The sequence below is a fragment of the Halobaculum litoreum genome, from assembly GCF_030127125.1.
GTDB lineage: Archaea > Halobacteriota > Halobacteria > Halobacteriales > Haloferacaceae > Halobaculum > Halobaculum litoreum.
In genome coordinates this window covers 2,729,092-2,754,105 of the sequence record NZ_CP126156.1, presented here as the reverse complement: position 1 = coordinate 2,754,105, position 25,014 = coordinate 2,729,092, and the positions used below count along the sequence as shown (strand labels likewise).

The 25,014-nt window shown below is 65.3% G+C and carries 28 protein-coding genes and 1 pseudogene; 12 read left to right on the top strand and 17 right to left on the bottom strand.

Going from position 1 to position 25,014, the window contains the following annotated elements; translation table 11 throughout:
- Window positions 1-30: 30 nt before the first annotated feature.
- The 6 genes from P0R35_RS14975 to P0R35_RS14950 form a co-directional block, all read right to left on the bottom strand.
- The gene (locus tag P0R35_RS14975) at window positions 31-378 is read right to left on the bottom strand and encodes a hypothetical protein (protein ID WP_284013211.1); all 348 of its coding nucleotides are present in this window, start codon (window positions 376-378) and stop codon (window positions 31-33) included.
- 140 nt (window positions 379-518) lie between these two features.
- Window positions 519-764: a hypothetical protein gene (locus P0R35_RS14970; RefSeq protein ID WP_284013210.1), complete on the bottom strand. Its 246-nt coding sequence runs from the start codon at window positions 762-764 to the stop codon at window positions 519-521.
- Window positions 761-1,069, bottom strand: coding sequence for a hypothetical protein (locus P0R35_RS14965; RefSeq protein WP_284013209.1), 309 nt, complete (start codon window positions 1,067-1,069; stop codon window positions 761-763). Before P0R35_RS14965 ends, P0R35_RS14970 begins: the two co-directional genes overlap by 4 nt.
- A 139-nt stretch (window positions 1,070-1,208) precedes the next feature.
- Entirely contained in the window at window positions 1,209-1,559 is a 351-nt protein-coding gene (locus P0R35_RS14960) for a hypothetical protein (protein WP_284013208.1), read from the bottom strand.
- A gap of 3 nt (window positions 1,560-1,562) precedes the next feature.
- Window positions 1,563-2,099 (bottom strand): hypothetical protein, encoded by a 537-nt coding sequence (locus P0R35_RS14955; protein ID WP_284013207.1) that lies wholly within the window; start codon window positions 2,097-2,099, stop codon window positions 1,563-1,565.
- Window positions 2,099-3,715 carry a hypothetical protein gene (locus P0R35_RS14950; RefSeq protein ID WP_284013206.1) on the bottom strand — a complete coding sequence of 539 codons (1,617 nt, stop codon included), beginning with the start codon at window positions 3,713-3,715 and terminating at the stop codon, window positions 2,099-2,101. The genes P0R35_RS14955 and P0R35_RS14950 overlap by 1 nt, the downstream gene beginning before the upstream one ends.
- Before the next feature lie 154 nt (window positions 3,716-3,869).
- Between P0R35_RS14950 and P0R35_RS14945 the strand changes: the two genes are divergently transcribed.
- Window positions 3,870-4,151 carry a DUF8053 family protein gene (locus P0R35_RS14945; RefSeq protein WP_284013205.1) on the top strand — a complete coding sequence of 94 codons (282 nt, stop codon included), beginning with the start codon at window positions 3,870-3,872 and terminating at the stop codon, window positions 4,149-4,151.
- A 102-nt stretch (window positions 4,152-4,253) separates the two neighbouring features.
- On the opposite strand, the gene P0R35_RS14940 is transcribed toward P0R35_RS14945, so the two are convergent.
- From P0R35_RS14940 to P0R35_RS14930, 3 genes are all read right to left on the bottom strand, one after another.
- Window positions 4,254-5,564 (bottom strand): hypothetical protein, encoded by a 1,311-nt coding sequence (locus tag P0R35_RS14940; protein WP_284013204.1) that lies wholly within the window; start codon window positions 5,562-5,564, stop codon window positions 4,254-4,256.
- A gap of 187 nt (window positions 5,565-5,751) precedes the next feature.
- The gene (locus tag P0R35_RS14935; protein ID WP_284013203.1) at window positions 5,752-6,012 is read right to left on the bottom strand and encodes a DUF7386 family protein; all 261 of its coding nucleotides are present in this window, start codon (window positions 6,010-6,012) and stop codon (window positions 5,752-5,754) included.
- Window positions 6,013-6,258: 246 nt separating this feature from the next.
- A complete protein-coding gene (locus P0R35_RS14930) occupies window positions 6,259-6,717 on the bottom strand; it encodes a hypothetical protein (RefSeq protein ID WP_284013202.1) in 459 nt (152 codons plus the stop codon).
- A gap of 430 nt (window positions 6,718-7,147) precedes the next feature.
- Here P0R35_RS14930 and P0R35_RS14925 point away from each other — a divergent pair, with 430 nt between their 5' ends.
- The 3 genes from P0R35_RS14925 to P0R35_RS14915 are packed head-to-tail and all read left to right on the top strand — an operon-like array spanning window position 7,148 to window position 8,413.
- Window positions 7,148-7,504 (top strand): hypothetical protein, encoded by a 357-nt coding sequence (locus P0R35_RS14925; protein WP_284013201.1) that lies wholly within the window; start codon window positions 7,148-7,150, stop codon window positions 7,502-7,504.
- A complete protein-coding gene (locus P0R35_RS14920) occupies window positions 7,501-8,160 on the top strand; it encodes an AAA family ATPase (protein ID WP_284013200.1) in 660 nt (219 codons plus the stop codon). The genes P0R35_RS14925 and P0R35_RS14920 overlap by 4 nt, the downstream gene beginning before the upstream one ends.
- Window positions 8,161-8,188: 28 nt before the next feature.
- The gene (locus tag P0R35_RS14915; protein WP_284013199.1) at window positions 8,189-8,413 is read left to right on the top strand and encodes a hypothetical protein; all 225 of its coding nucleotides are present in this window, start codon (window positions 8,189-8,191) and stop codon (window positions 8,411-8,413) included.
- Window positions 8,414-8,759: 346 nt separating this feature from the next.
- Here P0R35_RS14915 and P0R35_RS14910 read toward each other — a convergent pair whose 3' ends face one another.
- Genes P0R35_RS14910 through P0R35_RS14900 form a run of 3 tightly spaced genes read right to left on the bottom strand, consistent with a single transcriptional unit; the run spans window position 8,760 to window position 12,270 of the window.
- On the bottom strand, window positions 8,760-11,285 hold the full coding sequence (locus tag P0R35_RS14910) for an Eco57I restriction-modification methylase domain-containing protein (RefSeq protein ID WP_284013198.1): 2,526 nt from the start codon (window positions 11,283-11,285) through the stop codon (window positions 8,760-8,762).
- Between the two features lie 35 nt (window positions 11,286-11,320).
- On the bottom strand, window positions 11,321-12,097 hold the full coding sequence (locus tag P0R35_RS14905) for a hypothetical protein (RefSeq protein WP_284013197.1): 777 nt from the start codon (window positions 12,095-12,097) through the stop codon (window positions 11,321-11,323).
- Entirely contained in the window at window positions 12,082-12,270 is a 189-nt protein-coding gene (locus P0R35_RS14900; RefSeq protein ID WP_284013196.1) for a hypothetical protein, read from the bottom strand. Before P0R35_RS14900 ends, P0R35_RS14905 begins: the two co-directional genes overlap by 16 nt.
- Before the next feature lie 314 nt (window positions 12,271-12,584).
- Here P0R35_RS14900 and P0R35_RS14895 point away from each other — a divergent pair, with 314 nt between their 5' ends.
- Window positions 12,585-12,836, top strand: coding sequence for a hypothetical protein (locus P0R35_RS14895; RefSeq protein WP_284013195.1), 252 nt, complete (start codon window positions 12,585-12,587; stop codon window positions 12,834-12,836).
- A 108-nt stretch (window positions 12,837-12,944) separates the two neighbouring features.
- Here the strand turns inward: P0R35_RS14895 and P0R35_RS14890 are convergent, their stop codons facing one another.
- Window positions 12,945-13,202 (bottom strand): winged-helix domain-containing protein, encoded by a 258-nt coding sequence (locus tag P0R35_RS14890; RefSeq protein ID WP_284013194.1) that lies wholly within the window; start codon window positions 13,200-13,202, stop codon window positions 12,945-12,947.
- Window positions 13,203-13,633: 431 nt separating this feature from the next.
- Here P0R35_RS14890 and P0R35_RS14885 point away from each other — a divergent pair, with 431 nt between their 5' ends.
- From P0R35_RS14885 to katG, 6 genes are all read left to right on the top strand, one after another.
- Window positions 13,634-13,906, top strand: coding sequence for a hypothetical protein (locus P0R35_RS14885; RefSeq protein ID WP_284013193.1), 273 nt, complete (start codon window positions 13,634-13,636; stop codon window positions 13,904-13,906).
- A complete protein-coding gene (locus tag P0R35_RS14880; protein ID WP_284013192.1) occupies window positions 13,903-14,433 on the top strand; it encodes a hypothetical protein in 531 nt (176 codons plus the stop codon). The genes P0R35_RS14885 and P0R35_RS14880 overlap by 4 nt, the downstream gene beginning before the upstream one ends.
- A 175-nt stretch (window positions 14,434-14,608) precedes the next feature.
- A complete protein-coding gene (locus tag P0R35_RS14875; RefSeq protein ID WP_284013191.1) occupies window positions 14,609-14,743 on the top strand; it encodes a hypothetical protein in 135 nt (44 codons plus the stop codon).
- Window positions 14,740-15,318 (top strand): J domain-containing protein, encoded by a 579-nt coding sequence (locus P0R35_RS14870; RefSeq protein ID WP_284013190.1) that lies wholly within the window; start codon window positions 14,740-14,742, stop codon window positions 15,316-15,318. Before P0R35_RS14875 ends, P0R35_RS14870 begins: the two co-directional genes overlap by 4 nt.
- A 36-nt stretch (window positions 15,319-15,354) precedes the next feature.
- On the top strand, window positions 15,355-16,398 hold the full coding sequence (locus P0R35_RS14865) for a tyrosine-type recombinase/integrase (protein WP_284013189.1): 1,044 nt from the start codon (window positions 15,355-15,357) through the stop codon (window positions 16,396-16,398).
- A 326-nt stretch (window positions 16,399-16,724) separates the two neighbouring features.
- On the top strand, window positions 16,725-18,860 hold the full coding sequence (gene katG / locus P0R35_RS14860) for a catalase/peroxidase HPI (RefSeq protein WP_284013188.1): 2,136 nt from the start codon (window positions 16,725-16,727) through the stop codon (window positions 18,858-18,860).
- 88 nt (window positions 18,861-18,948) lie between these two features.
- On the opposite strand, the gene P0R35_RS14855 is transcribed toward katG, so the two are convergent.
- Window positions 18,949-19,401: a pyridoxamine 5'-phosphate oxidase family protein gene (locus P0R35_RS14855; protein WP_284013187.1), complete on the bottom strand. Its 453-nt coding sequence runs from the start codon at window positions 19,399-19,401 to the stop codon at window positions 18,949-18,951.
- Window positions 19,402-19,529: 128 nt separating this feature from the next.
- On the opposite strand from P0R35_RS14855, the gene P0R35_RS14850 reads away from it, so the two are divergent.
- The gene (locus P0R35_RS14850; RefSeq protein WP_284013186.1) at window positions 19,530-20,726 is read left to right on the top strand and encodes a lycopene cyclase domain-containing protein; all 1,197 of its coding nucleotides are present in this window, start codon (window positions 19,530-19,532) and stop codon (window positions 20,724-20,726) included.
- Window positions 20,727-20,783: 57 nt separating this feature from the next.
- Here P0R35_RS14850 and ilvD read toward each other — a convergent pair whose 3' ends face one another.
- The 3 genes and pseudogenes from ilvD to P0R35_RS14835 all read right to left on the bottom strand — a co-directional run bounded on the left by ilvD (window position 20,784) and on the right by P0R35_RS14835 (window position 24,999).
- Entirely contained in the window at window positions 20,784-22,574 is a 1,791-nt protein-coding gene (gene ilvD / locus P0R35_RS14845) for a dihydroxy-acid dehydratase (protein WP_284013185.1), read from the bottom strand.
- A gap of 107 nt (window positions 22,575-22,681) precedes the next feature.
- Window positions 22,682-24,006, bottom strand: a pseudogene (locus P0R35_RS14840) (S8 family serine peptidase).
- Window positions 24,007-24,294: 288 nt separating this feature from the next.
- On the bottom strand, window positions 24,295-24,999 hold the full coding sequence (locus P0R35_RS14835; RefSeq protein ID WP_284013184.1) for an alpha/beta hydrolase: 705 nt from the start codon (window positions 24,997-24,999) through the stop codon (window positions 24,295-24,297).
- Window positions 25,000-25,014 lie beyond the last annotated feature (15 nt).

Here is a 25,014-nt window from a genome sequence, read left to right as displayed (position 1 = left end):
CGGCGGCGGTCCTCGCGGCCCTCGCGTGGTTCACGACCTCGACACCCCCAGCGCCACGAGGAACACGAGCGTCCCCGCCACGAGCGCCGACGTCACCGGGAGGTCAGCCGCCGCTCCGAGGGCGTAGGACGTCACCGCTCCGACCCCCAGCGACGCGAGCGTCCCACCCGCCGGAGTTCCGACGAGGCCGACCGCTTGTCCGAGGCCGTCCGCGAACACGTCGAAGAAGCCCATGAACGCCGCGAGGACACCGAGGCCGGCCGACACGAGGCCGCCCGCCGCCCACCTCGGCGTCCGTTCCGTCCGGCGCCGCGCGGACCGGCTGTCGCCCTCCCGCCACCGGAAGAACGCGAACGTCCCGATTCCGAGGACCGCCACGAGCGCGACCGTCCCGAGGATCCCGAGCGTCCCCAGCCATCCGAGGATCCGGGCGCAACACGATCACAGCCCGAACACCTCCCGGACCGCGTCGTCGCTTCGGTCGATACTCCGTCCGCTGTCCGTGCCGTCGTGCATGATTAGTTGAACCTCCGAGCCGCGTCCGCCGCTATCTTCCCGGCCGTGAACACGATGAACACGACCGTCACCGATACCGCCGCCTTCTGGAGCGTCGCCGCGTCGAGATACGGGACTCGTGGCGCGACCGTGAACGCCAGCGGGATGAGAACCGACTGGAGTTCCGCGATGTTCGCGATCCCGAAGTGCCACAGCGTCGCGACTACCGTCCCCAGCCCGCCGACGAACGCCCCGAGTTCTCGCTTCATGTGACCCACTTCACCCCGTTCAAGAGCGCCCGGAGCGCCGCGAACGTCGCCGCCGCCGCGACAGCGAACAGGATCGCTATCACGAGCGGCGCCGCGAGGCCGGCGTCCCCAGCCGCCCCAGCTATCGCTCGGTTCACCGTCGCTTGCGCGTCGAGGACCGCGAGGCCCCCCGACGCGAACGCCCGCTCCACCGCGAGGCCGGCGTCCCGGAACGCGCCTCGGACCTCTCCGGTGACGGTCGCCACCGTCCCCGTCAGCGTCCGGTTCACCGCCGCGAACCCGCCCACGAGGAACGACAGGACCACCGAGAGGATTTTCGCTCGCGGGTTGAACACCCACGACGGGACGGTTCCCCCGCCGCCGGATCCGCCGCTGGACGACCCATCGGACGAGGACCCCGGCCGCGAGAGGACACCGCTACCGCCACCGCCGCCCGTGTCTCTCTTAGCCACGGACCCGACTCACCCCCCAAACGAACAGGAACAGCGTGAGCATTGTAGCGCCGACCGTCACCGCGAACGCCCCCGGTCCAGCGAACCGGACGTCCACGAGGAACCCCGCCCACGCCGAACCGATACTCCCCGTCACACCGGAGAACACGCCACCGACGAGTTCCGACACGAACCACTCGACACCGTCGAGTCCCGCGCCGATCCCGCCGCCGACGAGTTGCACGAGGCCGATCACACCCTCAAAGTAGGCGTAGAGCGGCCCACCCACGAGGATCGAACCGAGGAGTCCCCACTTCACGCGGGTCCCCTTCACGACCTCGACGCCCCCAATGCTCGCGCCCATTCGCTACCTCCGGTCCAGTAGCGCCCCGAACAGGGACAGGTCGATCCGGCGGATGATTTCGAGGAACACCCACAGCCCCGCGAGCGTCGCCGCCACGCCCACCGCGAAGGTGAACGGCCCGAAGATGGACCACTCACCCCGCGTGATGGAAAAGGCCGTGAAGTCCGCCGCCTCGTTCACGATCCGCACCGGGAACGCGGCCGCCACGAGGTCCGCGAGTCCCGACCCGAACGCCCGGAACGGGGCCGTGATAGTCCCGCCGAACGATTGGATCGCGCTGATAGTTTCGAGGATGATCGCGTAGCCGATGCCCCCGACCCCATACTGCTCCACGAGGCCGACGAGGCCGACGCTGGAGACGATCCCAGCCGCCGCCGCCGCCGTCTTTCTCGGGTTCGCTTGTGCCCGGTCGCGCCCGCTTGCGACGAACACCCCCCGGATGCGGGGGAGGGAGAGACGCGCCGCGAGCCACGCCCGCGACGTCGTGGCGAGAAGCCACACCACCGCGAGCGTCGCCCGGAACCGATCCGCGGCGGACATTACGCCCACCCACTCCGGAGCGCCGCGACGAACGCCGCGATCCCGGCGAACACGCCGCCGAAGATCCACATGCCCCCGTCCTTCTTCTCGGACGGAGCGGCCCCGCCGCCGCCCATTCCGCCCTCGGACGTCGCCGTGTCCATGTTCGCCTCGGTGACGAGAAGGTCCGCCCCGTAAGCGAACACCGTGTCCGCCGTCACGGAGCTGCGGAGTTCCGCGTCCTTCCCCTCCGAGTCGTAGGCCCCGCCGTGGTACACCTTCGAGTCCTCGTCCATGTCCGCGAACTCGGTGTCCTCGACGCCCGCGAGCGTCCACACCGACTTGTAGCGACCCGGCGGGACCGCGACCTCGTCCATGAACGTGAGGCCCGAGTGGGTGAGGTCGATAGCTGTCGGGACCATGACCTTCCCGCGTTGCTCGAACACGTAGTCATACCCCGGGTAGTCCGTCGCCTCCACGAACCGGAACATGTAGTCCAGCGTCGAGTCCGCCAGCGTGTACCGGAACGGCTGGGTGACGTCGTGGATCACAGCCGAGTCCGCCCCGAGGACGTCCCCCAGCGTGTCCAGCCCGGTGACGGTGAAGTCCCCCGGACCCGGTTCGTACCGCTTGGTTCGTTCCTCCGAGTCGGTGTCCTCGTTCGCGAGGTACGACCCGAACGTCCACCGGGACTTGCGCTCCACGTCCAGCGCGGTGAACGTCACCGTCGCGTCCGCGTCCTTGATGCGGACCTCGACGCTGTCGAGGGAGTCGAACGTCCCGTCCCCGTTCGCGTTCGTCGTGAGGTCCGCGAGGCGTTGCTGGAGGACGATTCCGGATCCGGTCGCGGCCGCGAACACGGACGCCGTGGACGTGTCCGCGCCCGGGGACGCGGATACGACCTTCTCGTCTCCGTCGTCGTCGAGGACCGCCACCTCCACCGTCGCCCCCGAGGTCAGCGCCTCGACGTTCACGACGAATTGCAGGTACCGCTTCTCCGCCGCGTCCGAGAGGGCGAAGTCCGAGAACGCCGCCGTCACCGTCTCGCCGCCCGCCACGGACGACGAGGACACCGTCAGCGCCTTCTCCACGTCGAGGTCCGCGTTCGACACGGAGACGGTCCCGTTCGTCGCGTCGGTCGTGGACCAATGCGTCTGGTCGAGGGCGGACACGTCCTCGTCAGCGTCCCCGTCGCTGTCCGCGTCGTACTTCTCTCCACGCGGGAACTCGCGCCCTCCCTGAAAGTCGAACTTGTCCGCCCGTAGCGTCACGACGTTCTCCGTGTCCTCGCGCGGGACGTAGCCCGGGAGCATGGCCTTCTCGCCGCTGTCGTCCTCGTAGGCGGTGAGGGCGTCGTCGTCCGCGCCCCACTCCATGCGGTGCCGGGCGCGCGTCAGCGTCCCCTCCGCGATGTACGGGTCTTGGACGTAGTCCGAGGACCACGCGAGGCCGTCGCGTCCCGTCGTCCACTCCGGTCCGTCCGCGGTTGTCGTCTCTTGGGCGCTCGCAGCTCCGGCCGTCGCGAGCGTCGCGGCTGTCGCGCCTACGCCCTTGATGAACGTGCGCCGGTCCGCGAGAGTCGTTCCGTCCGATTCACCGTCCGTCGTGGGGGCGTCAGCCCCGCGTTTCGCAGTCATAGGTTCTCCGTCGGCCGACCGCGGGCCGATACGGGCGGCGAACCCTCCCCCTCACTAATACCCTGACTTGAACAGCGGGTTCCCCGTGGGGGTCCCCTTGGGGTGCCCTCCCCTCGGGCGGGGTTTTATCACACCCCGAGGGTAGCCGCCGAATATGCCACACAGACAGCTACGGAAGATCGGGACCGACTCGGTCGGGATCGTGCTGGAGCGGTCGGACTTTCTGGAGCGGGACGGGATCCTCGACGACGAGGGCGACCTTCCCGAGAACACGACGGCGTTCACCGAGCGGCTGGGAGAGCGGACGTACCTCGTGCGCGTCCCCGAGGACGGATACGTCCCGGAGCTGCACGAGTGCGCGCCGATCCGGCGGGTCGCCGGGCAGATCCTCTTGGAGAACGATGCTACTTCAGGTCGAGTCTCACGAGCAGATTAATCGCGAGTGGATCCGCTTGTAATCCAGTTGGTAATATGTTTCGCTAAGGGAGAGGAATATTGACGCGAGTCCCTCATCACATAGTTATTAATTGTGGTTCCCCTACGATAGATCCTTCAGCAAGGTTGTGAAGAAATGAACCTTTTCTTGATATTCGACTCCGTAATTTAGGAAAGAGGACATATCCTCAAGATCCCATTGGCCGAATTTGTCGATGTATAGGAGTAACAACCCGTCTAGTAGTAATTTTGCCCCATTGCGGTGCCCCTGATGTATCTCGGTCTTCAGCCCTTCATGAACCAGCTCGTGGCGTTTCTCTTCTATCTCATCGATTGCACGCTTCAATTCGGGACGAAGCGAGTCGTCACCGTCATGATGATACGATAACGCGAACTCAGCACGGTCAACCATTTTGTCAAAATCGCCAGCATTCGAATAGTTACTGGTGTTTGTGAGGATCTCAATACCTCTCCAAAAACTGAAGAACGATTGCCGGACAGACCGTTCGGTTATCCCATCTTGGTACGCAAGTAGAGCACTGATGAGATATCCTTCATAAGTTCCTTTGTCAGCATCGTAATCGAATGTCGGGATATCACTTATTGTATCAACATTATCTGTATGGTTGAAGTGGAACCGACCCACTGTCCGTCGATAATCGAAATCCATTGGCCGATGCGAAACGAAATTCCCTTCCTGAAATATGAGGTAGAATGGTGGTTCTTGATGTCTAGTCCACTTCTCGTAGGGAGGACGGGTCGAATTTCCCGGTCGTGGCATACCTGCGGTCCACAATTCTTCAAAGAAATTCATCTCGGCGAAGCGCGTTTCGACAAGCTCCGAAACCCTGCGTAACGCGTAGGACTGATCCCGAGCATTAATTTCGACCATCAAGAAAGTCCATTCACGCCGTTTCAGCGGGTGGTCAGAGTAGTCATTAGGTAGTGCATCAAGGAAAGAACCAAAATCAGAATCATCGTCATTCTCGGCCGCTGTGAGATAATGTTCCCATCGGGCTTCGTCGATCTGCTCTGCTTTTGACTCGTAGAGTTTGACTTCATCCGGGAAGTGTTTGCTCCGAATCATAATTGGGAAAACCACCGTGTACGTGGCTGGTGGTGCTCCTAACCAATCCGAGAAAATTTCTTCCTTCTTAGTTTGAAAGTGAGCATTGAACTCGTCTTCAGTGAGGTTTGTTCCGTGGGTTTCGGCTATTTCAATGAGGCCATCGGCGAATTTGTTAAATAGACCACTATTTGTGATTCGGTGATAGTCTCTTTCAAGTCCAAGATCTCGAATGGCTCCGTGTAGATTCCTCTTGAACACGGATCCCCGGCCCATTTTTACACGTACTTCGTCGGTTCCGGGCCGTTTCCAAATTTGTTGATATGCGTCGTGGAACCGCTCGTCCATGATCTAAGCCTTGCCAGTTCCTTATGTTAAATTGCCGCGTGATAATTTACGCTGCATCCAACTACTTCGGTTCGGTGTGAGGAGCGCGAGTTCTCGAAAACCACGGTATCCAGCACACCACGCCTCACAGTCCCATCCTGGATTGACGGATTCAGACCTGCCACTATTCCGTCTGAAATCAATTTGTCTAGCGCCACCGACTTTCGATACTCGTCCGGTAGTACAGCCCGAGAACGTCAGTGTTCGCGATATCTTGGATCGTGCGCGGGTCGTAGTCCTGCCTCGCGTCCTCAACGTTCCGCGCCGATTGGACGAGGTGGGTCAACGCCGCGTCGATCACGTCGGACCGCGGCGGGTCGTCGTCGCCGTCCGCGACGATCCCGGCGGCTTGGTCCAGCAGTCGTTTCCGTTCGTCCGAGAGACGTAGGGTCGTTCGGTCGGTGCCCATATTCGGCGGCTGACCTCCCCCCGTTTATAACCGTATGTATGAGCGGAGTCCGGATCGCGTCGATCTGGAGTTACTGGACGGGTCGCGCATTATATACCCCCCACCCGCGCGGCCGCTCGGAGCTGCGGACTCGACGCGAGCGACCGTCCGGATGTATGCACGAGGACCCCCGCTCGTAAGGGGTGTGCATACGGCCGGCGTGCATACATCGAGGATCCCCGTGACATTGGCGCGCGACCCCGTGTTTCACTCAGTGAGATCAACTACCGTAGGACCTACTGGTTCAAATAGTCGGAGTTGGCTCAAATTGTCGGAATTTATGTAGATGACACCCCCCTGTGTCTCGTCTGGTGAATCAGTTTCTTCCGGACGAATAAGCAGATCATTTTCAGATGAGTTAATTCCAATACGGACTAATCTTCCAGTAACAGTAGTTCCATCAGTCATCACAACCTCAACTCCACTACCAACCATTGCATTCTGTAGCAGAGTCTCCCAGGGTTCACTTCTGTGACTTCTCAAATCATGTCTGGCGTAGAGGGTTCCGACTGCATAACCTACCATTGAGATAATAATTACCTGTCCTGATAGACCGAATCCGAAGTCAATTATAGAATTTGATCCCAATTCAGATAGTAGAATTCGCCGAGACCCGAATACTTCCCACGACCACCAAATTCCATTGTTACTGAGGATGAAGTCCATCCAAGCCCCCAAATTTAGCTTATGAAGTAATGCGTATGATATCAATGAGACCGCACCAAAGATAGATGTCAGGAAAATCCGGTCGTACTGGGCAAAACTATCTTTATCAATACTCGCCCGCAAAAACATCTTATATGCGATATATCCGGGCAGTAATATATACGAAACAAAAACGAGACTCCGGCCGAAAGCCAATTGCATGAGAACGCCTGACTCCATAATCATACTCTTGTAGGTATGTGTGTTAAGAATACACCGAACTTGCTACTGATATTGCGCTAAGCGCTTATTAGGTGATTTACAGCCACCGACTACCATTTTCGTGATAAGGCATCACTTTCACAAGGGAAACACCCCCGCATCCGGGTGCCTCTACTTACACTCCGCCCTTGGCTCGCTTCTAATACCAAACCGTGTTGGTAACGAGTTGATGTCAAAGTCAACCCCGAAACACGGCCTCTTTACTCACGTGAAAGGGGAACTCGCGTGGACGATCGCCGAACACCGCTCCCCGAGCGAAGCGATCACGCTGACCCGCCACCTCACCGATGCCGACGAAGGGCGCTACGAACTGCTCGGCCTCGTGAACGAGTGCGAGGTCGCCCTCTTCTGGGACTACTTCTGGAACCATGTGGTCGCCGCGGGATTCGGCGTCGACGGCGTCGACGACCTCGCCCGGGACGCGCCCGAGGAGATCCGGTACGCCGGTCGCGAGGACTACTTCGCGGAAGTCGACCTCGAGGATTGGGATTGGATTCACCCGCGGCACCAATGGCGGGCGGAGTGAGTACATCCGTCCCGCGGGTCCTGGAACTCGACCGCGTCCCCGAGCGGATGCCCCACCGCGACGCCGCGCTTGGGCAGCTCGCGAACGCCCTGGACCCGCTGCGCTCGGACCGCCCAGCGTACCCGATCTGTATCTCGGGGCCGACCGGCGCGGGCAAGACGGCCGTCTCGCGGTTCGCCGTCCGCGAACTTCGCCGGGAGACGGCGGTAAACACCGCGCACGTCGACTGCCTCCGGACGCGCTCGCGCGCCGCGATCCTCGAAGAGGCGTTGGTCGACGCCGGACTCAAAACCCGCTCGTCACCGAAGGCGGACGCCGCGTCGTCGTACCTCGCGCAGATGGAGGACGCCGACTCGCCGATCGTCCTCACGCTCGACGAGGCGGAACACATCGAGGACGAACACCTTCCGCACGTGCTGTTCGAGGCGGACGGCGTGACGCCGCTGTTCGTCGTCCACGAATACGAGCGGTTCGCCGCACGCCTCGACGCCGCGCGTCGTCGCGACTCCGCACCGGCCCGCACATCGAACTCAGCCGGTACAGTCAGTCGGAACTCGTCGACATCCTCCAGGCGCGCGTCGACGCGGGCGACCTGTCCGGGATCACGGACGGGACGCTGGAGCGATCGCGGACACCGCCGCCGGCAACGCTCGTGAGGCGATCTCGATCCTCCGAGAGGCGTACTTGGAGGGAAAGTCGCGGGACGAGCGAGTCACGCCGGCGCTGATCGCCGGCGTCCGCGAACCGGCGATGGAGTCGATCCGCCGGTACAATGTGGAGCGCCTGGACACGCCGCATCGACTGTTGAAGCACATGATCGACGACGCAGGCGAGATACGGGCTGGGGAGCCGACCTCTTCGAGGTGGAGTACCCGGACGCGCACGGTCGCGACCGCCGCCGGTATCTGAACGTCCTCGTACGGTACGGGTGTATCCGGAAGAAGGGAAGCGGGAGGGGGACGCGGTATCTGTCCATTGACGCCGCTGAGTAGAGCTACTGGCTCTGCTGACCCTCCGAGTTGACATAAGTCTCGTTCTGAATATAGAGTGTGAGTTCAGTAACGTGATCACGCTTTATCCTGACGGCTCTGTTGAAACCCTCAGTCGCTAACAGACGGTGGGCCAAATCGTTCGATTTAGACTGCTGCATCTGACTGTTCGACCATCTCCTATCGCGGCTTATGACTCAATCACCGCCAAGGGAGTGGTGTCGGGCTGTATCGTCTCATATCACACGCTCCCCACGTCGTCCATTCTAATCGTCGGTCGCTACGGCCTCACGCTCCTCCTCATCGAGGAACTCATCCAACGACGCCGAGTCACTGTCCCTCAACCCGCGGCCATATTCCGCGTGATAGTTCTGAAGATACTCCACCATCTCGTCGTTGAGACCGTACAACTTACCCACCAACTCATCAATCTCGTTCACGATCGGCTTGAACTGCACCGCGTGAATCACGCCCTCCGATTCGAACATGCGCTCCATTCCGTTCCACAGCGACTTGGACAGCTCCTTGATGCGGTCTCGGTGATCCTCCATATCCTCATCACTCGGCATCGGGAACGCCCGCACTCGTCCCCAGTTCAGGTCACGCTCGTTCCCGTACGTCATCCAGTACAGGTAGAACAGCGACGACTGCATCACACAGAACACTGTGCGCCGCTCTAACTCGGACTCGAAGTACATCGGTTCGAAATCCCGGGGCTTCTCGCCGGCGGGGTAGATGTTCTCCAGATACGGGTTGCACCAATACCGTGGGTGGTAGCTCCGCCACACGACGTGCGGCGTCTCGCTGTCCTGCTCACGGTCGCGGAATACCTCGCCATCATCTCCTATCGACTTCTGCCGCAACGTCTCAATCAAATCGACGTGCGCTTGTGGCCCCAGTTTCGGCATCGAGTACCTCGAGTCGTGAACGCCGATCTTCTCACCCAACTCGTACCCCTCGACGGCGTGGTAATCAATCGTGTTCGACAGCACTTGCTCGCGGTTGTCGCTATTCATCCGCACGAACTCGCTTGTTCGAATCTCGCCACTCTCCTCGGAGTTTGTCTTCTTCCCCGTGATGATGGACGCCCGCACCTCGGCATTCTCGAAGACTGATGTGGGGCGGCTGGCGAAGCACGAGATGAGCGTCTCCGGCATCGTCTCGCGCATCTTGTCGTGAACGGGCTTGAGATTAGACTGGTAAACGAGTCGGAGTGTCGTGATGTTCCCGAAGTATCCCCCGTCGTCAAGCAACTGCAATTGTCGCTCGACAAACTGCGCCGCCGTGTCGTTGATACCACCCGTGTCGTAGGTGTCAGTCAACACCTTCTCACTCTGTCCCATGATGTCCCCGTAAGGTGGGTTTCCGAGGATCAAGTCGAAGTTGAGCGTTCGACTGCTACCTTCACCCTCCTCGCCGTACCGTGGCGACACCTCGGGGAACTCCGCGAACCAGTGGAAAGGCTCGCCGAAGATATTCCCGAAGTCATACTCCAGCGGCCGGCGCACGAACTCGTCAAAAACGAATCCGTCCCCCAACATTCCTCGCAAATCCTCGACGATAGATTCCTTCGTGTTCCAATCCTCGTCGTCGTGGCCGTTAGACTGCTCGCGCTCCTTCACGTCCAATCTCGCGCTCTTGTTCACATCTCGCCACTCATCGTAGTCGAAACCGGCCTCATCGAGTCGCTCTAACTGTTCGTCGGTAAGTGCCTTGTCGTCCTCGCGTTGCACCTTCACCGACGACACCTGCGAGTGCAGCAGATCGTCGTCAATTGACGCCACCACGTCATCGAACTCGGTCACGTCTTCAACCTCGGTCTCAAACTCGAAGTTCAACTGTCGCAACAACTCGCGATTGAGGGCAGGTTGAATTTCCTCTTCAAGACGTTCAATCTCCAACCTCTCACCGGCCGCCTCCTCGTACTTGTACTCTATCCGACGCTCCAGCACCTCATCAATCGTCTCGTACACGTCAGAAATGTCGAGTGAAGCCGTCGTCGTGCCCGCGATTGGGAGACCGATCAGTGAATTCCCGGACGAGATGTTCACGTCGATATTCGGAAGACGGCCGTAGTCATCGTCCCACCCGCCCTCAACGATCTTCAACCATACGCGCAGCTTCGCAATCTCGCACCCGACAGGTTCGGCATCGACGCCGTAGATCGAGTTGAGCGCGAGTTGTTTCTTCTCTTCGAAGACCGTCCCACCATCTGGTTCGTCTCCTCCGTTCAACCCCCGCAGCAGACTCATCTGGACGCGGTGAAGCTCGTCCATCGCAGTTGTGAGGAAGTGACCGCTCCCACACGCAGGGTCAAGCACTCTGAGATTGCTAATCCTCTCGAGCGCGTCCTCGGTGGCATCGGGGTCTCCAAACCATCCCTCTCTATCTTCTACGTGGCGCAGCATCTCCTGTAGGGACGTGTCTTCGTGACGAGTGGCGAACGCGTCTTTCTCGACGCCAGAATACTCACCGTACACGTCCACCAACTCGTCCTTTACTTTCGGGTCAACCGTTTGCCGGGTGATCATTCGAGTCACATCGTTCGGCGTATAGTAGGCCCCGATGTCCTGTTGATCGCGCTCGTACTCGAGGTGGGTAATGGTTTTCTCGAAGACCGAGCCGATCATTGAGGGGTCAAGACCACCGTCGCCGTCCCCAGGTTGGTGGTGAATCAAGTCTTCAATGAGGGTTGGGAGGACCCTGTCCTTCACCACGTACTCCTGCTCGTTCGACACGTTCTCACGGAACAGGCCGCCGTTCAGGTAGTCGGCGTCGTCGAACCACCCCATCCGGTACTTGGGTTCGCGCTCCGGACGCGGCGTGTTCAGCAGTTTGTAGAACAGCGGCTTGATCTGGGATTCGTAAAGGTTCCCGGCGATTTCCCCTCGTACTCGTGGTACGCCTCAACCCGCTTCAGAAGGAAATCGTTCTCATCGAACACTCCCTTATCCTCGAGGAACTTGATGAAGAACAGCCGGTTCACGAGTGTGATCGCGAATACCCTCTTCTCACTCTCCGAGGCCCCACGCGGGGCCACTATGTCCTCCATCAAATTCGTCTTGTACTCGTAGTCCCCCTTCCCTTGACCGAACAGTAACTCGATGTACAAATCGAAGAAGTCCTCAATGCCGCGGCGGCGTGTGTCGCGTAGCTCGCGTGGCGCAGTCTCAGTGAGCAGGCTCGTAAGGTGCTCCTCGGCAAACACGTCCCAGAAGGACTCAATTTCCCCGTCAACATCCACGTCGACATCGAAGTCCACGTACCCCCGCTCAGCTGCGATGGCCTGCAGAACCGGACGAAAGTCCAACTCGCGGATGGTCTGGTAGTCAGCGAAGTCGCCACCAATCTCGATGCGAATCAGGTGCCACTCGATCCCATCGGTGGCGATACCGTAGTCTGGCCCAATCGCCTTGTTGACGAGGTATGCCTCCATATCCGAGATGGCTTCGTCAATCTTGTTCATCGACTTGTTCTCGCCCATCAACGCAACGCCGACGCCGCGAACCTCGAAGTCCGGTCTGTCATCGTCACGGCCGTAAGGCTGGGGTTCCCAATCCAACCCGAGATCATCAAGAACGTATTCAATCAGGTGCCGCTCCAACCATCGTTCGGGCGGATATCCAGTAAATTCAGAGTCATCAGGCCGAGATCATCGCCAGTCAATTCCCGACGAATGTCGCCGTCCAGAACCTCCTGCAACTCGCGCGAGTTCAACCGTCGGTAGAGATCGTCTACAAAATTCTCCAGATCAGAACGAATCTCGTCCGTGGTCATAATGAAGTCTCGTTGGCTGAGGGTCCATCCAACATACCTTATAACTTCTCGAAAGAGTACCCCACCACGATGAAAGAGCGCCCTGTATTCAGCACGCCCTAACCGAGTTGTCAGGATCGCAGAATATCACAACTCTCATCTGCCGGAAACGGGGTGTGTCACAATATTCGTGTCCGGAAGTGCCGGAATTTGAGGGCTGTTTGTCCGGAAGTGGATCGGTGGGTCGACGCTGTATGGTGATTCTGTTCTTGAGCCCTGAAAGATAGTCGGCTTCTCTCACCTATTCAAACCCGAAACGGTACTCCGTTCGCTCGATGTCGACGAGAGATCGCGTCCTGTCCCCCCAGGACACCGACGACGACGCGCCGGAGATCCGGTTCAGCATCGATGAAGAGGCGTATCGGTCCGACGAGGTCAGGCTGACGCTCCATCGCGGGAACGACCGCGAACGATTCCGCGTCACCGACGAGGAGGAAGCGATCTACGAGGGTGCCGGCTTCGTCCCGGCGTGGTGTGAGGCGACGGTCCAGCGGCTCGGACTGCACCTCGACGTGATCACGGAGTGAGTCGGATGGCCGCGACTCAGAGCCAGAAGAGTACCAGCGCCAGCAGCGCGAACGTGCCGCCGAACACGAGGGCGATGAACAGCTTGGCGGAGAGTGGGTATCCGTATCTCATTCTCCGTCGTCCTCGAGGTCGGAAGCATCGAGTTCATCGTCGAGCCAGAGCCGCCCCTTCTGACTTACCTCGTAATATCCGGAGTCTGCCTTCCTCAACAGTCCATGTTCTTCCAGTGTGTTCAGCCGGAGACGGACTGTCGAGTACCCGATGTCGTGTCCATGGCGATTCAAATTCACGTACACGGACTTCGGCGGAAGCTCAAGATCGTGCTCAGATAGGAATTCAAGCACGACGGAGTCGTTCAACGACATCCACTCCGGCCGGGGTCGCATTCGGCTATTACAGCCAGTTCAGTCCCTTTATTACTGGAGGTTCGGGGACGGTGGTGGCACATATTCGCTATATCAATAGCAGATATGTGCTAAGACTTAAGCACCCTCTGTTCTCACAGGGTTGTAACGAAGGCACTTCGCGGACCCGTCGCTCCCCGATGGGTCCCTATTCGCAGAAGTTTGCGGACCCGGCGCTTGGGACGCCGGCCCGCGCGGGCCTTCGTGATCGAGGCACGAAAGCCATGTACGACGACGCTATGGGGGGCCATCAAACCCCCGAACGAGAGGACGCACCGCTTTCCGAGAGAACCGACTGTCCCGACTGTGGACGCCCGCTCGCGGACCACGGCCTGACGTCGGCCGGCCCCGGACGGACGACGCTGGCGCCGTGCGGGTTCGACGTCGCGGCCGTGACGCTCCGCGAGATCGCGTTCGTCCTCGACGACTCGCCCGACGGAGAACCCAGCCGGCGGGTCGCGGCGGACGGCGGCGGAGTCGATCCCGAGGACGCCGAGTTCGTCGCGTGGTGTGACGACGGGTGTGAAGCCGTCGGGTGGTTCGCGGAGTCGAAGGCCGCCCAAGAAGTGGCGGGCGACCACCGACGCGAAACCGGCCATTTCGCCACCGCGATCCCGCGGGAGGATGCTGGAGACGACGAGGCGACCGGAGGTGAGTCGGCGTGACCGACGTGGACGTCACCGCTGGAGTCGGCTACGTGTGCCGTATCTGCGGGAACGAACAGACGGTCCGCGTCTACCCGGTCGTCCGCGACGACGGCGCGACGGTGGACACGGACTCGCGTCACCGTCTCGTCCAAGCCGGGTGCCCCCGGTGTGGCGAACGGCGGACCCACGTCGCCGCGGTGACGCTCGCGGGTCGTGGGGAGAAGGACGCCGCCCTCGGGGTCGCCCTCGACGGCGGAACCGCGGACCGGACGCTGACGCTGGACGGTGACGAGCTGGAGGTTCCGGCGGACGTCGGCGTCTCCGACGGCGTCGTGTTCCGCGCCCGCGGCGCGACGGTCGACGTGAAGCCGCGCGGCGCGGACCGCGACCGCTATCCCCTGATCGACCGCCGGAGCCTCGAAGCGGACGGCCGGCGCGTCGTGAACGAGGGGATCGGGATCCGCGAGGTGACGGTGAAGCCCTACGGTGAGGATGCGCGGACCTACCGTGTCGAGGTCGCGGAGGACGGAGGTGACGGCCGGTGACGCTGGACGTGGAGCGGTTCACCGTCGGTCGCGCCGCGTCCGTCACCTACGGACCGCTGGGGGCGGAGCCGGAGCCGTGGACGCTCCGGTTCGCGACGGAGGGCGGCGAGCGCGTCGTCGTCCGGCTGGACCGTGAGGCCATGTACGAACTCTGGACGGAGGTCCGAGGCGTCCCGTGGCCGACGGTCCACCGGGATCGGAGCGCCGCGAGAAGGACGAACTCGTCCGGGAACTCGTGGAGCGGGCGAACGTCGCGGACGCCGCGCAGCTCCGCGAGGCGCTGGACACGCTGGGGGGTGAGGAACGGTGAGTCTCGACTGGCCCGCCGGTTGGGACCGGACACCGCCCCGTCAGCGCGAGCGTAACCGGAGCTTCCGCGCGTCCCTCGCGGACACGACGAAGGAACTCGCGGCGGAGATGGACCGCCTCGACGCCGACGACTGGCGCGCGTCCATCGGAAACCAACACACGAAGTCGAACGGGCTTCCGCTCCACAACGCGAGTCCCGACGATCCGGGGTTCGTTCTCCGCTGGAGCATGGACGGCGAACAGTACGCCGTCGCGTGCGACGCCAGCCCGCGGCTTCGGGACAACGTCCGCTGGGTCTACAAGTGGATCCACGAGACGCGGATGCGCGGACAGCGCCCCGTTCAAACGGGTGACGCGGAGTTCGCGGCGGCGCGACTCCCGCCGGGCGACGAGGGAGCGGCTCCGGCCCGCGTTCCCGCCCACGAGGTGTTGGGTGTCTCGGCGGACGCCGACGACGGAGCGGTCCGGGACGCCTACCGGGATCTCGTCACGGAGGTCCACCCCGACACTCCGGACGGATCCGAGGACGAGTTCAAGCGCGTGAAGCGGGCGAAGGAGGTGATGCTCGGTGAGTGATCGCGTCCGGGAACGGTTCTCGCCGGAGGGATCGGCGTGAGCTTCGACACCTCACACGCCAACCGGGACGACCTCCGGCCGATCACGCCGCGGCAGGCGATGGAGGAGTGGCTGGACGTGATCGAGGCCGACACGGCCGGGAGTACGGCCCACTCGTACCGGCGACGGGTCCGCCAGTTCGTCCAGTGGCTCGAATCGGAGGGCGTCCTGAACCTGAACATCGTCGACGGTCGCGACATCAAGGCGTACCGGGACCACCGCGCGCCGGCGCTGAACAACACCTCGATGAAGAACGAACTCCGGACCGTCCGGCAGTTCATGAGCTACGGGGTCGCGCTGGAGGCGGTCGAACCGGCCCTCGTGGAGAAGTTCTCGGCCCACATCCCGTCGCTGACGAAGGGGGAGGCGTCGAGCGATCTGATGCTCGGTCGGGAGCGGGCCCACGCGATCCTCGACCACCTCGACAGGTTCCGCTACGCGACCCGGGACCACGCGCTGTTCATCACGATGTGGGACACGGGCGCGCGTATCTCCGGCCTTCAGGCCCTCGACCTCGACGACTTCGACGCGGAGGACGGAACCGTGCGGTTCGTCAGTCGCGAGGAGTCGGAGACACGCCTCAAGAACGGCCTCACCGGGGAGCGGCTGAACGTCTTGAACGAGAAGACGGTCGAGGTGCTGCGGCACTACATCCGCGAGCACCGGCGGGACGTGGAGGACGACTTCGGCCGGAAACCGCTGTTCACCTCGAAGTTCGGCCGCCCGACGTCCTCGACGTTCCGGCGAACGACGTACAACCTCACTCACCCGTGTTTCCGCGGTGGGTGTCCCCACGACGAGGACCCGGATACCTGCCAGTACCGAGAACACGGACACGAGAGCAAGTGCCCGTCCGCCCTGAGTCCGCACCCGATCCGGACGGGCCGGATCACGGATCTGCGGAACCGCGGCGTTCGTATCCAGAAGGTCGCGGGCCGCGTCGACGCGCTCCCGGACACGATCAGGGCGTACTACGACAAGCCGAATCTCGGCGAGGAACTGGACCGGCGGCGAGACGAAATTGCGGAGGCTGGACTATGATCGGATCACTCGACACAGACGCTGAAACGGCAGAATTGCAGTCGAAGCAGGGGTTACCCACTCGGCGGTCCCACTCCACGTTTTCACGCCGCCTATCGACGGGAGAGTCGCCCGAGTAGCTACGCGGAGGTCCGGTAGGAGTCGCCGACGATCACTCCGCCCACCGACACGGAGCGGACGCGGGGATCGACCCGCGCCCGGCGGCTCCCGGGCGCGGACCGAGGCAAGCCGGGTTTCGGGACGGAGAAAGATATCTTCCCCATCGGCGAAGCGGAGCTTATCGATTTAGACAATCTTTACAAGCGATCGCCACGGATTCGCGAGCGATGACCGGGTCCAACCAGGACTGGTGGCCGGAACAGCTCAAACTCGACGTGCTCGACGCGAACGCCCGCGACATCGACCCGATGGGCGAGGCGTTCGACTACGCGGAGGCGTTCGAGGACCTCGACCTCGAAGCGGTGAAGGCCGACCTCGAGGAACTCATGACCGACTCGCAGGAGTGGTGGCCGGCCGACTACGGCCACTACGGGCCGCTGTTCATCCGGATGGCGTGGCACAGCGCCGGCACCTACCGCGCGAGCGACGGGCGCGGCGGCGCCGCCGGCGGCCGACAGCGGTTCGCCCCGCTCAACAGTTGGCCCGACAACGCGAACCTCGACAAGGCGCGCCGCCTGCTGTGGCCGGTGAAGCAGAAGTACGGCCGCAACATCTCGTGGGCGGACCTGATGATCCTCGCGGGCAACGTCGCGATGGAGTCGATGGGGTTCAAGACGTTCGGCTTCGCGGGCGGCCGGGAGGACGACTACGCCCCCGACGACGCCGTCGACTGGGGGCCCGAGAGCGAGTTCGAGACGAACGAGCGCTTCGACGAGGCCGGCGAGATCATGGAGGGGCTCGGCGCCTCGGTGATGGGGCTCATCTACGTCAACCCCGAGGGGCCGGACGGCCAGCCCGACCCCGAGGCGTCCGCGAAGAACATCCGGCAGACGTTCAGCCGGATGGCGATGAACGACGAGCAGACGGTCGCGCTCATCGCCGGCGGCCACACCTTCGGGAAGGTCCACGGCGCCGACGACCCCGAGGAGAACCTCGGCCCCGAACCGGAGGCCGCGCCCATCGAGGCGCAGGGCTTCGGCTGGGAGAACGACCACGGCGACGGCAAGGGCGCCGACACGATCACCTCCGGCATCGAGGGGCCGTGGAACGCCTCCCCGACCGAGTGGGACATGGGCTACATCGACAACCTGCTCGAACACGAGTGGGAGCCGGAGAAGGGCCCCGGCGGCGCGTGGCAGTGGCGCCCCGTCGACGAGGACGCCGTCGAGTCGGCGCCCGAGGCCCACGGCGACGGCGAGCAGACGCCGATGATGCTCACCACCGGCGTCGCGCTGAAGAAGGACCCCGAGTACCGCGAGATCGTCGAGCGGTTCCAGGAGAACCCGATGGCGTTCGGCATGGCGTTCGCGAAGGCGTGGTACAAGCTCACGCACCGCGACATGGGCCCGCCGTCGCGGTTCCTCGGTCCGGAGGTTCCGGACGAGGAGATGGTGTGGCAGGACCCGCTCCCCGAGGCCGACTACGACACGATCGGCGAGACCGAGGTCGCCGAGCTGAAGGAGACGCTCCTCGAGTCGGAGCTCACGACCGCGCAGCTCGTCAAGACCGCGTGGGCGTCGGCGTCGACGTACCGCGACAGCGACAAGCGCGGCGGCGCCAACGGCGCCCGCATCCGCCTGCGCCCGCAGCGCGACTGGGAGGCGAACGAGCCCGCGGAGCTGGCGACCGTGCTCGACACGCTCCGGGAGGTCCGGGAGGAGTTCAACGCCTCGCGCGACGACGACGTGCGCGTCTCGCTGGCGGACCTGATCGTGCTCGGCGGCAACGCGGCGATCGAGGAGGCCGCCGCCGCGGCCGGCCACGACGTCGACGTCCCGTTCGAGCCCGGCCGCGTCGACGCCACGCAAGAGCAGACCGACGCCGACTCCTTCGAGGCGCTCGAGCCGGCCGCCGACGGCTTCCGCGACTACCGCTCCGACGACGCCTCGCGCCCGAGCGAGGAGATCCTCGTCGACAGGGCGGACCTGCTCGACCTGACGCCCTCGGAGATGACGGTGCTGGTCGGCGGCATGCGCGCGCTCGGCGCGACCCACGGCGACGACGACCCCGTGTTCGTCGACGAGCCGGGGACGCTCACGAACGACTTCTTCGTGAACCTGCTCGACATGGGCACGGTGTGGGAGCCGGTCGAGGGCGACGAGGACCTGTTCGAGGTCCGCGACCGCGCCACGGGCGACCTCGAGGGCGAGGCGAGCCGCGTCGACCTGATCTTCGGGTCGCACTCGCGGCTGCGCGCCGTCGCGGAGGTGTACGCCGCCGCCGACGCCGAGGCGCAGTTCGTCGACGACTTCGTCGACGCGTGGCACAAGGTCATGACGGCCGACCGCTTCGACCTCGAGTGAACTGAGCGGCGCCCCGGCGACGGTCGGCGCCGCGCCGCTCGCGGTCGGGCTCGTTCTCCCGACGTGTCGCGAAACAGCGACGACGCCCTCAGCCGCTCTCGTATCCGGTCACTTCCTCCGCGTCGAGCGCCCACAGGTCGATCCGGCCGCGGGGGTCGGCCCGGCGGAACAGGCCGGGGTACCAGCCGTTGTCGCCGATGGCCTCGCGCGCGGCCGGCCAGTCGTCCTCGCCGAGCCGGGTCAACGGCCCGCGGACGGAGACGCTGTGCCAGTCGTCGCGGCCGTCGGCGTCGTACATCGTCAGCGTCGCCCGCTCGGTCGACTCCGCGAACGTCGTCTTCGTGCTCGGCTCGTGGTAGCCGATGAACACGAAGTAGCAGCGCTCGCCGTCGAAGCCGAACGACACGGGCACGGCGTACGCCTCGCCCCCGCGCGCCAGCGACAGCACGCCGGTGCCGTGCTCGCGGAGCGCGGCCGCCGTCGCCGCCGCACTCATCTCGTTGTCGACCAACGCGTCGAGGTCCCCCGTCGAGTCGCTCATACCCGTCCTGTTGGTCGTCCGACCATATGAATCGACCTCCCGATCCGGTCGGCGGCGGGGACGGGGCGGGGTGGGGCGGGGGCAGGGGGCGGCGGGCGTTTTATCGCCGGCGACGGCGACCACCCTGCATGGCACTCGCCCGTCACGGCGACGGGCCCGTCGCCGTCGCCCGCGCGTACGCCTCGCAGGTCCACCCGGTGTTCATGCTGCCCCCGGTGGCGACGGCGCTGTTCGGCGCGGCGCTGGCGAGCGAGGGGACGCGCGCGTTCGACCCGGCGGTCGCGCTCGTGTACGCCGGCGCGGCGTTCTTCGCCGTCTACACCGCCCACGTGAAGGACGGCTACGTCGACTTCCACCGCCGCGGCGAGGACGACGACCACCCGATGACCGAGCGCGGCTGTCGCCTCGGCCTCGCGGGCGCGACCGTCGGCTTCGCCGCCTGCCTCGTCGGCCTCGCCGTCCTCGCGACGCCGGTCGCGGTCGCGCTCGCGGCGCCGATGTGGGCGGTCGGCTACCTCCACGCGCCGCAGTTCGACACGAACCCCGTGACGACGACGCTGGGCTACCCCGTCGGCATCGCGCTGTGCCTGCTCGGCGGCTACGCCGCCCAGACGGGGACGCTCGCCGTCGCGCCCGTCGCGCTGGCGGCGGTGTTCGTCGTCACGCTCGCCGGCGTGAAGGTGATCGACGACGCGCAGGACTACGCGTACGACCGCTCCATCGACAAGCGGACCGTCGCCGTCGTGCTCGGGCCCGCGCCCGCCCGGTCGCTCGCGGTCGCGTGCCTCGCGGGCGGCCTGTTCGCGGTCGTCCCGCTCGCGATCACGGGCGTGCTCCCGCCGGCCTCGCCGGTCGCCAGCCTCGCGTTCGGCGCCGTCGCGGCGGTCGCGGTGCGGCGCGAGCCGACGACGGCGACGATGCTGCTCGTGCGCGGCGCGTACCTGTTCCTCGCGGGCCTGCTCGTGGCGGTGTTCTTCCGGCCGCTCGTCGCCGCCGGGGTCGCCCTGCCGGACGTCACCGCCTTCGGGCCGTACACCTACCTCGCGACGGAGGTCGTGTTCGGGTCGGCCGCGGCCCTCCTGCTCGTCCGCGCGGGCCGCGACGCGCTGTGGCGCGCCGCGCGGACCGTCGCCGCCGTCTACCCGGTCGCGTACGTCTGGGACTGGTACACGCTGGAGGTGGGCGTGTTCTCGATCCCGATGCGCACGGGGGTCGAGCTGCTCGGGATCCCGCTGGAGGAGCACCTGTTCATGCTCGTCGTGCCGGCGCTGGTGCTCGGCGTCCACGAGACGGTGAACCCGCGCGAGGACGGCGACGGGGAGTGAATGGACGGGTGAGTCGGCGGATGGGTCGGCGGGCGAGCCGGCGGTGCGGTGCGTCGCTCAGTCGCGCTTCGCCATCGGGTTCGTGACGGCGCCGTTCGCCGCGCTCCCGAAGTCGCGGGCGTACTTGGCGAACACGCCGCCGCGGTACGGCGGCTCGGGGCGCTCGTAGGCGTCGGCGCGTTCGGCGAGTTCGTCGTCGCTCAGATCGACCGAGAGGTCGCGGTTCGGGATGTCCACGGTCACGGTGTCGCCGTCCTCGACGAGGCCGATGGGGCCGCCCTCGACGGCCTCGGGAGCGACGTGGCCGACCATGGGCCCGCGCGTCGCTCCCGAGAAGCGGCCGTCCGTCAGGAGGGCGGCGTCGTCCTCGTGGCCGGCGCCGACGACGGCCGCGGTGACGCCGAGCATCTCGCGCATCCCGGGCCCGCCGCGGGGCCCCTCGTTGCGGATGACGATCACGTCGCCGGACTCGATGGCGCCCGACTGGACGTACGCCATCGCGTCCTCCTCGGCCTCGAACACGCGGGCGGGGCCCTCGTGGTGGAACGCGTCGTCGCCGGTCACCTTCAGCACCGCGCCGTCGGGCGCGAGGTTGCCCGTCAGCACCTTGATCGCCCCCTCCTCGCTGTACGGCTCGTCGACGGTGTACAGGAAGTCCGCCTCGATGTCGTCGTCCGCGGGGAGGTGGCCCGTCTCCTCGAGGAGGGCGATCTCCTCGGCCACCGTCCGGCCGGTCACCGTCATGGCGTCGCCGTGCATGTACCCGCCCTCGACGAGCCGGCGGATCACGACCGGGACGCCGCCGACCGCGTCGAGGTCCTGCATGACGCGCGTGCCGCCGGGCTGGAGGTTCGCGATCTTCGGCGTCCGGCGGGAGATCTCGTCGAACTCCGTGATGTCGAGGTCGATCTCGGCTTCGGCCGCCAGCGCGAGCAGGTGGAGGACGGCGTTCGTCGACCCGCCCATCGCCACCTGCACGGCGATGGCGTTCTCGAACGACTCCTTCGTGAGGACGTCGGAGGGCCGGCGGTCCTCGCGGACGCACTCGAGGGCGAGTTCGCCCGCCCGTTTCGCCACGTCGTAGCGCTCCTCGGACTCAGCCGTCGGCGAGGCGGAGCCGAGCGGCGCCATCCCGAGCGCCTCCGAGATGGACGCCATCGTGTTGGCGGTGAACATCCCCCCACACGAGCCCGCGCCGGGGCAGGCGTGGCGCTCCATCTCGTCCAACTCCGCGGCGCTCATGTCGCCCTCGGCGTACGTGCCGACGCCCTCGAACACGTTCTGGACGGTGACGTCGCGCCCGTCGTGTTCGCCGGGTTTGATCGACCCGCCGTACAGGAACACGGACGGGAGGTCCGTCCGGATCGACGCCATCAGCATCCCCGGGAGGTTCTTGTCGCAGCCGGCGACCGTGACCAGGGCGTCCATGCGCTCGCCGAAGGAGACCAACTCGACGGAGTCGGCGATCACCTCGCGGGAGACGAGGCTCGCCTTCATCCCCTCGGTCCCCATCGAGATGGCGTCGGAGATGGTGACGGTGCCGAACTCGATGGGCATCCCCTGCGCCGATTCGATCCCCTCGCGGGCGGCGTCGGCGACGTCGTCGAGGTGGACGTTACACGGCGTGATGTCGGCGGCCGGGTTCGGGATGCCGACCATCGGCGAGGAGAGGTCGGCGTCGTCGTACCCCATCGCGCGGAACATCGCGCGGTGGGGCGCGCGCTCGGCCCCGGCGGTCACCTCTCGACTCCGGAGGGACGGGTCCTTCTCGCCGGCGAACGCGTCCGCGTCGGCGGCCTCGTCGCCGTCGCCCGCGCGGTCGTGCTCGGGCGGCTGGTGGTCGCTCATACCTCCGGGTCGGCGTCGGGCCTGATAAACTGCCGCACACGAACAGATGTTGCTGTGGGGTCGGGCGGCGACGAAGAAACGGTGTCAACGGGCGGCGGGGCGCGGCCTCAGTCGAGCAGGTCGACCGTGTTCGCGGCGTTGACCCGCCCGGCGCCGAACTCGGGATCGCTGGCGCCGTCGGCCAACTCCGCGCCCTGTTTGATGACGCTCTCGACCTGGTTCGCGTTGAGCGAGGGGTCGGCCCCGCGCACGAGACCCACGAGGCCCGCGACCTGCGGGGCGGCCATCGAGGTGCCCGAGATGTAGTCGTAGCCCTGTGTCCCGATCTGCTCGGAAATACTCGAATTGAGGTTCGTCGGCCACGTCGACAACACGCCGTTGAACGGGAACGGGATGTCGCCCGGTTCGCTCAGCGGCCCCTCGCCGAGCGTCCGCGGGATCGTCTCGTACCAGCCGCCGGGCGCGGCCACGTCGATGTCGCTGGTGCCGTAGTTCGAGTAGAACGACAGCGTGTCAGCCGGCGGCGTCGCGCTGACCGTGATGACCGCGGGGACGCTGTTCGGGAGCGTGAGGCCGCCCCCCTGCTGGAGGTTCCCGGAGTCGTTGCCCGCGGAGCCGGTGATCACCGTGCCGCGGCGGACGGCGCTCTGGAACACGCGCTGGACGTTCGCGCGCAGTTGGTTGACCTCGACGCCCGGTTCCTGGACGCCCGGGATGCCGAGGCTGAAGTTCGCCACGTCGGCGTCGATCTCGGCGGCGTAGTCGATCCCTTTGAGGATGTCGCCGAACGTCGCGCCCCCCTCGGCGGGGAACACGCGGATCGGCACCAGCCGGCGTCGGGCGCGACGCCGACGACGCCGGCCTCGCCGGTCGCCGCGGCGATGCCGGCGCAGTGGGTGCCGTGGAACCCCGAATCGTCGGGGCCGATCTCGGGCACGTCGTCGTCGGCGACGAACGCCCGCCCGAGGTCGGCGTTCACGTTCCCCAGATCCGGGTGGTTCAGGTCGATCCCGGTGTCGACGATGGCGATGCGCGCCCCCTCGCCGGTGGCGGTCTCGTGGGCGGTGCCCGTCTCCAGCAGGTCGTTGTCCCACTGGAGGTCGCGCAAGGCCGCGTCGTCGCCGGGCGTGGACACGTCGTCGGCGTCCACCTCCGGCAGTTCCAGTTCGACCTCGACGTCGCGGCTGACCGCGGTGACGCCCGACGTCGCCGCGAGCGTGTCGCCCGCGCCGGCCGGACCGGTGACGACGGCGACGCGGCCCCCGGCGAGGACGTGTCGGACGGCGAAGTCCGTCCCCGCCAGTCGGTCGCCCAGGTCGCCGGAGTTGCCGCCGACGACGTACTGGGCCGACCCCCCCGCGCTGGCGAGTCCGCTGAACGTCAGTGTCGCCCCGGCCGCACCGATACCGCGCAACAGTGTCCGCCTGTTCATGTTCATAGGTAGCATGCCCGATGCGGGCTACCATCACCAAGTAATATTCACATAAATATGTAGTGATTCCACGGTACGTCCGTCGTACGTATCGCGTGGGCACCGGCGGGCGGCGGTCGCCTCAGCCGTCCGTTCCCGGGGCGACGACGGCCGGGTCGTCGTCCCGCGGTGCGTGGTCGGGCCACACCAGCCCGAGGTGCCCCCGGATCGCGCCGCCGACGAACGCCTCGTTGTCGAGGTTCGCGACGTGGCCGGCGTGGGGGACCGCGAACAGGTGGGCGTCGCGGATCAGCGCCGCGAGCCGTGCATCTGGCGACGGATCACGCCCGTCTCGTGCTCGCCGTACAGCAGCAGCGTCGGCACCCGGATCGCGCCGAAGTCGACCCGCGTCCGGTGGAACGACGCGATCGCGCGGATCACCTTCGCGAACTCCTCGGTCGCCATCCGCGGCCCCCGGTCGCGGATCGCCTCGATGCGGCCGTAATCGCCGGCGACGCCCGCCCCGGAGAGGCGCTGCTGGAGCCACACCATCCCCCGCTCGACGCGCTCGTAGCCGACTAGCCGGGCGGGCGGGATCGTGAGCCGGAGCGCCTCGCGCCACAGCCGGTCCCCGACGGTGAGCGGGACGGGGCCGAACGTGTCCGCCAGCACCAGTCCGGACAGGCGGTCGGGGTGGCGCGCCGCGAACGTCATGGCGATACAGCCGCCCATCGACAGCCCGCACACCACGGGGCGGTCGAGGTCGAGCGCCTCGATCAGCGCCGCGAGGTCGTCGGCGAACAGCTCTATGCTGTACGCCTCCACGGCGGATCCGCCGGTCCGGCCGTGGCCGCGCACGTCGTACGCGACGACGGTGTAGTCGCCCGCGAGCGCGTCGAGTTGCGGCGCCCACTGGGTGCGGTCGACGGCCGCCCCGTGGACGAACACGACCGGGGGACCGTCGCCGCGGCGCTCGTAGTACGTCTCCACGCCGTTCGTCTCCACGGTGGGCATGACGGTGGACTACGC